The organism is Thermococcus gammatolerans EJ3, from assembly GCF_000022365.1.
GTDB lineage: Archaea > Methanobacteriota_B > Thermococci > Thermococcales > Thermococcaceae > Thermococcus > Thermococcus gammatolerans.
On sequence record NC_012804.1, the window covers coordinates 961,693 to 971,877 of the forward strand.

A 10,185-nucleotide genomic window follows, 5' to 3' on the forward strand; every position below is an offset into this window, starting at 1 on the left:
AAATTTGAACAATTTGAACCAAAAATTTATATAGAGTGCTGACGAATGGATTCTGCAAAAAAGCAAAACGTTTGGAGGAATGTCAAAATGAGTATGAGCGGACAGCCGGTCGTTATTCTGCCGGAGGGAACCCAGAGGTACGTCGGAAAGGACGCCCAGAGGCTCAACATCCTCGCGGCGAGGATTATTGCCGAAACCGTTAGAACGACCCTCGGCCCGAAGGGTATGGACAAGATGCTCGTCGACAGCCTCGGCGACATCGTCGTTACGAACGATGGAGCAACCATCCTCGACAAGATTGACCTTCAGCACCCTGCTGCCAAGATGATGGTTGAGGTTGCGAAGACTCAGGACAAGGAGGCCGGTGATGGTACCACCACTGCCGTCGTCATTGCTGGCGAGCTTCTCAAGAAGGCTGAGGAACTGCTCGACCAGAACATTCACCCGAGCATAATCGTCAAGGGCTACACTATGGCGGCAGAGAAGTCCCAGGAAATACTCGATGAGATAGCCATAACCGTTGATCCGGACGACGAGGAGACCCTCCTCAAGATAGCGGGCACCTCCATCACCGGAAAGAGTGCCGAGGCCCACCGCGAGCTTTTAGCGAAGCTGGCCGTTGAGGCAGTCAGGCAGGTCGCCGAGAAGGAGGACGGAAAGTACAAGGTTGACATCGACAACATCAAGATTGAGAAGAAGCCCGGCGAGAGCGTTGAGGAGAGCGAGCTCATCAGGGGTGTCGTCATCGACAAGGAGGTCGTTCACCCGAGGATGCCCAAGAGGGTTGAGAACGCCAAGATTGCACTCATAGGAGACGCCTTAGAGGTCAAAAAGACCGAGACAGACGCCAAGATAAACATCACCAGCCCGGACCAGCTCTTTGACTTCATAGAGCAGGAGGAGAAGATGCTCAAGGAGATGGTCGAGGCCATAGCCAAGACCGGAGCGAACGTTGTCTTCGTCCAGAAGGGCATCGATGACCTCGCCCAGCACTACCTCGCCAAGTACGGCATAATGGCCGTTCGCAGAGTCAAGAAGAGCGACATGGAGAAGCTCGCCAAGGCCACTGGGGCGAAGATAGTCACCAACGTTAAGGATTTGACTCCTGAAGACCTCGGTGAGGCCGAGCTTGTCGAGCAGAGGAAGGTTGCTGGAGAGAACATGATATTCGTTGAGGGCTGCAAGAACCCGAAGGCCGTGACAATACTCATCAGGGGCGGAACCGAGCACGTCGTTGACGAGGTCGAGCGCGCCCTTGAGGACGCTATCAAAGTAGTCAAGGACGTCATGGAGGATAGCGCAATCCTCCCCGCTGGTGGTGCTCCCGAGATTGAGCTCAGCATCAGGCTCGACGAGTTCGCCAAGCAGGTCGGTGGCAAGGAGGCGCTCGCCATTGAGGCCTTCGCAGAGGCCCTCAAGATAATCCCGAAGACCCTCGCCGAGAACGCCGGTCTCGACCCGGTTGACGTAATGGTCAAGGTTATCAGTGAGCACAAGAACAAGGGCCTTGGAATCGGCATAGACGTTTTCGAGGGCAAGCCAGCTGACATGCTCGAGAAGGGTGTCATCGCTCCGCTCAGGGTCACCAAGCAGGCCATCAAGAGCGCCAGCGAGGCCGCAATAATGATACTCAGAATCGACGACGTCATAGCGGCAAAGCCCAGCAAGTCCGAGGGAAGTCAGGGCGGGGGAATGCCCGGCGGCATGGGCGGCATGGACATGGGCATGTGATGCCCTTTTCTACTCATTTCTGACCAAAAGGTTTTATTTTCCACTTCTTCCACATTCTTAGGGGTGAGACGATGGGGCTTGAGATGTGGCTCCGAACTGGTCTTCTGATGGCAATCCTCACGGGACTGCTCATGGGAATAGGCTACCTCTTCGGCGGGCCACAGATAGCTTTCATTATGTTCCTATTCGCCATGCTCTTCAACTTCATCACCTACTGGTACAGTGACAGAATTGTGCTGAGCTGGTACAACGCGAGGATAGTTGACGAGATGGAGGCACCAGAGCTCTACGCCATAGTCAGGAGCCTCGCCGAGCGGGCGGGACTTCCAACGCCAAGGGTGGCGATAATCCCGACCGAGACTCCGAACGCGTTCGCAACAGGAAGGGACCCGAAGCACGCAGTGGTGGCCGTAACTCAAGGACTCCTCAGGATTCTCAACAGGGACGAGCTTGAAGGTGTAATCGGCCACGAGCTGACCCACATCAAGAACAGGGACATCCTCATCGGAACTGTGGCAGCCGCAATGGCCGGGGCAATAATGCAGCTCGCCTACTGGGCAAGATGGATAGCCATCTTCGGCTCCTACGACGACAGGGATGACGGAGGAAACGTTTTAGCGGCAATCCTCGTGGCTGTCCTGGCGCCAATCGCGGCGATGCTGATTCAGGCAGCGATAAGCCGTTCGAGGGAGTTCCTTGCCGACGAGGGAGGTGCTAGGATAAGCGGAAAGCCTTGGGCGCTGGCGAGTGCACTGATGAAGATAGAGCAGGCCGTTCGCTACAGGCCGATGCGTGAGGGCAACCCGGCAACGGCCCATATGTTCATCGTCAACCCGTTCAGGGGAATGAGCATCGCCGAGCTGTTCTCAACCCACCCGCCGACCGAGAAGAGGATTGAAAGGCTCAGGAAGATAGCCGAGGAGATGGGCTACGTCCCCAACTTCTGATTCTTCCCCCTTCCACATGTTTTGGCTCATTAGTAACATAAGTGGATAATTAAATAATGAAAGGGTCACGAGAGCCTCACGAGCACGCCGTGAGTTATCTTCAAGTAAACTTTGCTTCCTTCTGGGTGGATCTTCGTCGCTTTGGTCTGCACTCTTATGTTCTTACCCTCGACCTCGACGAGGTAATCAACTATATCCCCGAGGAATGTTGCCCTTTTTACCGTACCCTCAACAGTGTTTTCCGCCGGGCTTTCAAGGAGCTCTATCTCCGAGGGCCTTACGACAAATATTAGCTTTCCCTGTTTTTTCAGCGGTGGGGCGCAGGTAACCCTCACCTTGCCCCCGAAGAGCACGACTTCGGCCTTATTCTCCTCAATCCTGACCTTGTCGAACTTCAGAAAATTGGCCAGACCGATGAACCCGGCAACGAATGAATCGGCCGGTCTCTTGTAAATCTCCCATGGTGAACCCGTCTGGTGTATTACCCCGCTTTTCATAACGGCGATTCTGTCGCTCATGGCCATAGCCTCGGCCTGGTCGTGTGTAACGTAGACTATCGTGATGCCTATCCTTTTCTGGAGCTCCTTTATCTCGAAGCGCATCTCCTCTCTTAACTTGGCGTCCAAGTTACTTAGAGGTTCGTCGAGTAGCATAACCTCGGGCTCCATAACGAGCGCCCTTGCGAGGGCGACGCGCTGCTGCTGACCACCGGACAGCTGATGGGGATAGCGCTTCTCGAAACCCCTCAACCGAACCATTTCAAGTGCGTGTTTAACCCTTCTCTCTATTTCCTCTCTGGGCAGCTTTCTGATCTTCAGCGGGTACGCAACGTTGTCAAACACTGTCATATGTGGCCAGACCGCATAGTTCTGAAAAACCATTCCTATGTTCCTCTTTTCTGGTGGCACGAAGACTCCCTTGGCCGGGGAGGACACGAGTTTGTCGCCTATGTAAATCTCACCGTTGGTGGGCTCCTCCAGACCGGCTATCATTCTGAGCGTCGTGGTTTTTCCGCAGCCGCTTGGACCGAGAAGGGTCATGAACTCCCCATCCTTAATGTCGAGGTTTATCCCCCTGACGGCGGTAACCTCTCCAAACTTCTTAACCAGATTAACGAGCCGTATTCCCGCCAATTTCACAACCCCCTTGCTCCAATTTTTCCTGTGATCTTATTAACCGCGAGCTGGACCAAAATAACAACCACCGCAACAACGGCGGAGAGGGCATACGCTGCGGTGTACTGACCCTCCTCCATGAGGTTGTAGGTGGCAACACCAATCGTGGGGTGGTTCGGAGGATAGATTATTATCGAGACCGTCAGTTCACTGAGAGTAGGCATGAAGACCAGTATCCATGCCGCTATGAGGCCGGGTTTAATGAGGGGGAGGACTATGTTCTTCATCGTCGTGAGCCAGTTTGCACCACACATCAGGGAGGCCTCTTCGAGAGTTCTGTCTATCTGGAGCAGGGAACCGACCGTTGTCCTGACACCGTAGGAAAGGTACCTGATGAAGTAAGCGAAGGGTATTATCCACAGTGTGTTGAAGATAGGTGTCTTGATGAAGGCGAGGATTATGGCCACGCCGACCACAGTTCCTGGAAGGGCATAGGGAACCGAGGAGAGCCAGTCCATGAAGAGACGACCCTTCACGTTGGTTTTTACGATCATGTATGCCAGCAGGGCTCCGAAGAGCGTAACTATCGTTGAGGCAGTAAATGCCGAGAAAACGCTGGTCTTCAGCGCCGCAGTCGTTGTTTCGTCTTCCATCAGGACGAACTTGAAGTTGCTGAGGGTGAAGGAGGAAAGGCTGGTAAGCGGTGAGTACAGGTTTTTAAGGAACGCGCTGAAGAACAGTGAGAAAAGCGGGATCACGGAGGTTAAGGCCAGGAACAGGAAGACGAAAAGTGCCACGAGCCCCTTACGCCGGCCGAGTGCTATCACCGCTGGCCTTACGGTCTTTCCAGTGAGGGTCGTGTACCTCTTCTGTCCAAAGGATCTCTTCTGAATGAGCAGGGCGAGTCCGGTTATGATAACGAGGATCAGGGAGTAGGCTATGGCGCGGTCTATATCGGGAATCGAAAGAGTGCTGTAAATCCTCGTTGTCAGGACGTAGTAGTGGGCCCTGTCCCCGATGAGAGCTGGAATGCCGAAGTTCGCACACGTGGCAACAAAGGCCAGGAGCGCTCCCGAGGCTATACTGGGCATCACCAGGGGTATTGTGATGTCCTTTGCGACTTTGAATGGCCCAGAGCCGCTCATCCTTGCGGCCTCTTCAAGCGATGGATCCATCTGCTCAAGGGCCGCAGCAACTGTGAGGAAAACGTAAACGTAGAACTTGAGCGTCATGACGAGAACGAGGCCCGGGAAGGAGTATATGTTAACTATGTTGCCGCTTCCCCCCAGCCCGTTCCAGATCCTGTTTATGTATCCAACGTAGGGCGCCGCGAGCTGGATCCAAGCTATGGCGCTGACGTAGGGTGGCAGGATGAAGGGCAGGACTGCAAGAAAGCGAACCACCTTTCTCCCGGGCAGATTCGTCCTGACAACGAGGAAGGCTAACGGGACTCCTATGATAACCGCAAAGAAGGTCACTATAACCGCAAGTTTGAGCGTGTTGAGAGTATAAACCCACGTGTTCGGGTCTGAGGCTATGACCTTATAGGCGTACCCAAAGCCCTTCTCACCGAAGAGACTCTTGTATATCAGCGCCACGAGGGGATAGGCTATCGTTACGAGGAGAACCACCAGTGAGAACAGCCACATTGCCTGGGTGAACGTTATCTTCCTCTCCATTTTAGCTCCCTCCAAGAAATAAAAAGGAAATCAGCCCATAATCTGGGAGAACTGATTCCTGACGTCCTCGAGCTGGGAGGAGAGCTTCTCCCAATCGATGTCGATTTTGGGTATGTCACTCACGTTGGGCGTTCCTTTCGGTGGTGTAACGTCAGTTCTGGCCGGGATTATGCCGTATTGAACCAGTAACTCCTGAACATCCTTTGAGAGCAGGAAGTCTACAAAGGCTTTAGCCGCATCTGGATTCTTCGTGCTCTTCATTATCGCTATTGGGCTCGGTATCACAACGGTTCCATCCTCGGGGTAGACGTAGTTTATAGGTGCCCCCTCCTCCATTGATTGTCTAACCATGTAGTCCAGCGTCACGCCAATGGGGTCTTGGCCTTCTATTATCGCGTTTTTAACCGCGCCGTTGCTCTTCAGAACCACGATTCCCATTGATCTGGCGTTTTTGAAGTAGTCCCATCCGTACTTCTGGCTGATGCCGTAAACCCATGCCGTGGCCGCGCCGGAGTAGAGGGGGTTCGGAATGGCCACCCATCCCTCAGCTTTGTTCCACGGGCTGGGGAGGGAAGCTTTGTAGTTGGGATCTGTGAGGTCCGTCCACTTCTTGGGTGGGTTTTTAACTATGTTAGTATTGTACGCTATGACCGGGGCAATAAACCTCCCGGCGATCCAGTAGCCGTCGGGATCCTTGGCGAAGTCGGGAACCTTGTCAGCGTCTTTGGGTGTATATTTCATCAGAACACCTTTGTTTTTCAAGTAGATAGTGTTTCCGGGGTCAGCAAGCCATACGACATCGGCAATGATCTTCCCCGACTCGATTTCGGCGTTTAGTTTGGTCATGACCTTGGAGGCCCCGCTTCTGTAAACCTCAACCTTAACGTTTGGATATTTCTTCTGGAACTCGTCTGCTATCTTGACGGCTATGTCCTTTGGAATGGAAGTGTAGAAGTAAATCGTTCCGCTTATCTGGGTTTCACTTCTGCTTGAGGACGAGCTCGAAGTACTGCTGCCCCCGCCGCCTATGCATCCACTTCCAACTAACCCAAGCACCAAGACAAAAACTAACAGAGAGGCAAATATCTTTTTCATGGGAGTCACCCCAAATAAATGGAAGTTTTAGCAATATAAAAATTTTGGAAACCTTATGTTTTGGAACCGGGGTTTAAGTCCAAACTTCATACCCCTTAGAATTGTCTGACGCACGTCTTCGTGGAGGGAGAGCTTATTCACAAGGCGGATTGGTGATTTCAGCTTTCCAGCTTTTCATACTTTTCTTCAAACTTCTCAAGCTTCTCTCTAAGTACCTTTGCCTTCTCACGGGCGCTCCTCCTGAGCTTTGCTTTTTCCCTTCACTTTCAAATCGGTTCTCCCTAATCCTGTGCTCCATGTCCTTCCACAGCTTTCTGAACTGGTAGAAGTATTCCGAAAGCTCAAGCTCATCTCCATAGATTACAACGTGATTCCCAATGACCTTAATCTGGACGTAAAGCGGAAGTTCCTCGAAGACCTTAACTGCCAAAATAAACTTTTCTCAGAGGTCAACGCTCCTCGTCATCGCGCCGTCTATGACTACGGTGGAGCCGAGCATGTATTCGGCCTCATCGCTGAGCAGAAAGGCCACGAGCGAGCCGAGTTCGCTCCATCTTCCCGTTCTGCGCAGGGGTGTTCTTGAGAGGACTTCCCTCTCCCAGGTTTCTTCGAAGGACTTTCCCCTCGCCTCGGCAACCGCCTTGAGGTTCTCTCGCGCACCGGGCGTGTCGAAGCTGCCGAGCAGAACGGAGTAGGCCCGAATTCCTTTGCTCCCGTAGGTTCTCGAAACGCTCTTCGCCAGCTGAACCAGTCCGGCGCGCGTTACATCTGCTAAAACGAGCGGTGGCATGGGCTCCTTTATCGAGACAGAGTTCAGATAGACGAGAACGCCTTTCCGCTTCCTCTCGAGCCATTCTCTGATGAGAAGCGTCGTCAGGTAGCCAGGTGCAACTGTGTGCAGAGCGGAAGCCTCAATCCAGTCAAGGTAAGTGGCTTCGTGGAGAAGGCACGGCTCACAGCGGACGTTTCCGGCGTTCCAGACGAGAGCGTCAACTCCCCCGAGGAGCTCCCAGCTTTCTTTCACGAGGTTCTCAAGGTTCTTCTGGTCAAAAAGATTGGCCTCAACGGAGTAAACCTCGCCGTAGCTCAAGAGCTCGTCGAGGGCCTTTCTCAGGTTCTCCTCGTTTCTGGAGCTTATAACAACCCTCGCGTTCCTCTTCAAAAGCTCCCTCGCGACGTTGAAGCCTATCCCGCGCGAGGATGCCGTCACTATTACGCCCATTCCCCCAAGGTCGACCTCAATCATGGTAGCACCTTTCCCCAGCGACTAATAACCTTTGTCCCCCTGACGAATTAGGCTTCCCGAATTTGGGGAATCTCCGTCACTATGGCAAGGTTTTTGGGAAAAGAAACTTAAAGTGCAAAACCTTCGGTTTTCAACAGGTTTTTCTAAAAATTTTGGGGGTGATAAAGTGAAGTTCTACGTCTGCAGGGAGAAGAGCGGGCCAAAGCCCTTCAAGGTCGCAATCATCGGCGCAGGTCCAGCGGGGCTTACAGCGGCGGGCTACCTCGCGTGCAGGGGCTACGAGGTTCACGTCTACGACAAGATGCCAGAGGGCGGGGGGATGGTCGCCTTCGCGATTCCAGAGGTTAGAATACCGATAAAAACCGTAAGGGAAGGCGTTAAAGACCTCGAAAGGCTCGGCGTGAACTTCCACTTCAGGACGAAGGTCGTCTACGACTCCCCGCGGGAGCTCGGAGACGAGTGGGCCGAGCACTTCGTATCTCTGGAAAGGCTCCTCGCTGAGTTCGACGCCCTTCTCATTGCAACGGGCGCCTGGCGTCCGAGGAAGCTGAAGGTTCCGGGCGTTGATTTGCCGGGCGTTTACGACGCGCTTAAGTTGCTCCACCACATAAAGATGGCGAGGATAGGCTACTACCCCTGGGAGAAGGTTCCCGATTTGAAGGGCAGGCACGTCGTCATAATTGGAGCGGGCTACACTGCCGTTGACGTCGCAATTGAATCGAGACTCCTCGGCGCTGAAAAGGTCACTATGGTCTACCGCCGCTCCCTTGAGCAGAGCTACGCAAAGGTCGAAATCAGGAAGCTCATAGAGGAAGGGCTTGAGTTCATCGAGATGGCCACCCCAGTAAGAATCATCGGCGAAAGCAGGGCCGAAGGGGTTGAGTTCGCGAGGACGAGAATCGTCGAGGGAACCGTTGTGACAACGGACGAAAGGTTCATCGTTGACGCTGATATCGTCGCCTATGCCATCGGCCAGCTGCCGACGAGCCCGATTCGCGAGGTAGTCTGTGCCAACGAGAAAATCCTTAAGGAGGCAGGGATTTTCTTCGCGGGAGACGTCGTCGCGCCGAGGAACATCGGAACCGCGATGCGCGAGGGAAGGGCAAGGGCGAAGGAGATAGAGGAGTGGCTCACAAAGAAGGCGCCGAAAAAGGTCTTCCCCGTCCCCGTTACGACCAGGCTGATAGGCTCGGTCCTGAGCGGGAAGTGCTGACGAAAGCTTTAAACGCCCCCTTCCCAACCTCCTTCCATGACTGAGCCGAAGGACATAGTGCTGAAGGAGAGCGAAGAAGTTGAGGGAACTCCAATTGAGGGGCCCTGGTTGGACGAGGTTTCCAGTCTTGAGGAAGTTCTCGATTATTACGAGCGCATAGGCTTTCAGGCGACGCACCTTGGAAAGGCCATTGAAATATGGAAGAAAGTCGAGGAGAAGCGCGCTAGGGGCGAAGAGGTCCGCGTCTTCCTCGGATACACCTCCAACATAATCTCCTCGGGATTGCGAGAGATAATCGCGTGGCTGGTCAAAGAAGGCAAGGTTGATGTCATCGTAACTACCGCCGGCGGAATCGAGGAGGACTTCATAAAGGCCCTGAAGCCCTTTATCCTTGGCGACTGGAACGTGAACGATGCTTTAATGCGCGAGAAGGGCATAAACAGAATCGGTAACATCTTCGTGCCCAACGACCGCTACATTGAGTTCGAGAAGTACATGATTCCCTTCTTCGAGCGGGTTCTTGAGATTGAGAAGGAGCGCGGAAAGCCCTTGACGGCGAGCGAGTTCATCTACGAGATGGGCCGCTTCATGGACGAGAAGCTCGGGAAGGAGAAGGAGAAGAGCGTTATCTACTGGGCCTACAAGAGAAACGTCCCAATTTTCTGCCCGGCCATCACCGACGGCTCGATAGGTGACATGCTCTACTTCTTCAAGGAGGAGCGCGGAGATAGAGAGCTGATAATTGACATAGCCAATGACATCGTGAAGCTCAACAACTTAGCGGTTACCGCCAAGGAGACCGCCTCGATAATTCTCGGCGGCTCTCTGCCGAAGCACGCGATAATAAACGCCAACCTCTTCAGGGGCGGAACCGATTACGCGATTTACGTGACCACCGCAATCCCCTGGGACGGCTCGCTCAGCGGTGCACCTCCGAGTGAAGGTGTAAGCTGGGGCAAGATAAGGGCGAAGGCTGACTACGTAGAAATCTGGGCCGACGCGACGCTGGTCTTCCCCCTGCTGGTGTGGAAGGTTATGAGGAGCTGATGCCCTTTTCTTTCCAATCTCTCTGACCTTCCTTCTTGTCTGCACTGTGGCTCCCCAAGTGCTCCAAAATGCTTTTATTTGTGCATGCAATATGTGCATCAGGGGTGGAATC

Annotated in this window: 9 protein-coding genes; 4 read left to right on the forward strand and 5 right to left on the reverse strand. The window is 53.6% G+C overall.

Going from position 1 to position 10,185, the window contains the following annotated elements; genetic code table 11:
* The first annotated feature begins 87 nt into the window (after nucleotides 1-87).
* Both thsB and TGAM_RS05155 read left to right on the forward strand, forming a co-directional pair.
* The gene (gene thsB / locus TGAM_RS05150) at nucleotides 88-1,731 is read left to right on the forward strand and encodes a thermosome subunit beta (protein WP_015858628.1); all 1,644 of its coding nucleotides are present in this window, start codon (nucleotides 88-90) and stop codon (nucleotides 1,729-1,731) included.
* A gap of 71 nt (nucleotides 1,732-1,802) precedes the next feature.
* Nucleotides 1,803-2,678, forward strand: coding sequence for a zinc metalloprotease HtpX (locus TGAM_RS05155; protein WP_015858629.1), 876 nt, complete (start codon nucleotides 1,803-1,805; stop codon nucleotides 2,676-2,678).
* A 65-nt stretch (nucleotides 2,679-2,743) separates the two neighbouring features.
* On the opposite strand, the gene TGAM_RS05160 is transcribed toward TGAM_RS05155, so the two are convergent.
* The 5 genes from TGAM_RS05160 to TGAM_RS05180 form a co-directional block, all read right to left on the reverse strand.
* Nucleotides 2,744-3,811 (reverse strand): ABC transporter ATP-binding protein, encoded by a 1,068-nt coding sequence (locus TGAM_RS05160; RefSeq protein ID WP_015858630.1) that lies wholly within the window; start codon nucleotides 3,809-3,811, stop codon nucleotides 2,744-2,746.
* 2 nt (nucleotides 3,812-3,813) lie between these two features.
* Nucleotides 3,814-5,472, reverse strand: coding sequence for an ABC transporter permease (locus TGAM_RS05165; RefSeq protein WP_048811163.1), 1,659 nt, complete (start codon nucleotides 5,470-5,472; stop codon nucleotides 3,814-3,816).
* Nucleotides 5,473-5,502: 30 nt separating this feature from the next.
* Nucleotides 5,503-6,567 carry an ABC transporter substrate-binding protein gene (locus TGAM_RS05170; protein ID WP_048811164.1) on the reverse strand — a complete coding sequence of 355 codons (1,065 nt, stop codon included), beginning with the start codon at nucleotides 6,565-6,567 and terminating at the stop codon, nucleotides 5,503-5,505.
* A 133-nt stretch (nucleotides 6,568-6,700) separates the two neighbouring features.
* Nucleotides 6,701-6,997: a hypothetical protein gene (locus TGAM_RS05175; protein WP_015858633.1), complete on the reverse strand. Its 297-nt coding sequence runs from the start codon at nucleotides 6,995-6,997 to the stop codon at nucleotides 6,701-6,703.
* Nucleotides 6,998-7,009: 12 nt separating this feature from the next.
* The gene (locus TGAM_RS05180; protein ID WP_015858634.1) at nucleotides 7,010-7,789 is read right to left on the reverse strand and encodes an SDR family oxidoreductase; all 780 of its coding nucleotides are present in this window, start codon (nucleotides 7,787-7,789) and stop codon (nucleotides 7,010-7,012) included.
* A gap of 190 nt (nucleotides 7,790-7,979) precedes the next feature.
* Here TGAM_RS05180 and TGAM_RS05185 point away from each other — a divergent pair, with 190 nt between their 5' ends.
* On the forward strand, nucleotides 7,980-9,026 hold the full coding sequence (locus tag TGAM_RS05185; protein WP_048811165.1) for an FAD-dependent oxidoreductase: 1,047 nt from the start codon (nucleotides 7,980-7,982) through the stop codon (nucleotides 9,024-9,026).
* A gap of 36 nt (nucleotides 9,027-9,062) precedes the next feature.
* Entirely contained in the window at nucleotides 9,063-10,073 is a 1,011-nt protein-coding gene (locus TGAM_RS05190; protein ID WP_015858636.1) for a deoxyhypusine synthase, read from the forward strand.
* Nucleotides 10,074-10,185: the final 112 nt, after the last annotated feature.

Excerpts from the sequence above, each read along its gene's own strand:
- TGAM_RS05155 (WP_015858629.1), top strand. The coding sequence starts at position 1,803 with ATGGGGCTTGAGATGTGGCTCCGAACTGGTCTTCTGATGGCAATCCTC.
- TGAM_RS05170 (WP_048811164.1), bottom strand. The coding sequence starts at position 6,567 with ATGAAAAAGATATTTGCCTCTCTGTTAGTTTTTGTCTTGGTGCTTGGG.
- TGAM_RS05165 (WP_048811163.1), bottom strand. The coding sequence starts at position 5,472 with ATGGAGAGGAAGATAACGTTCACCCAGGCAATGTGGCTGTTCTCACTG.
- TGAM_RS05180 (WP_015858634.1), bottom strand. The coding sequence starts at position 7,789 with ATGGGCGTAATAGTGACGGCATCCTCGCGCGGGATAGGCTTCAACGTC.
- TGAM_RS05190 (WP_015858636.1), top strand. The coding sequence starts at position 9,063 with ATGACTGAGCCGAAGGACATAGTGCTGAAGGAGAGCGAAGAAGTTGAG.
- thsB (WP_015858628.1), top strand. The coding sequence starts at position 88 with ATGAGTATGAGCGGACAGCCGGTCGTTATTCTGCCGGAGGGAACCCAG.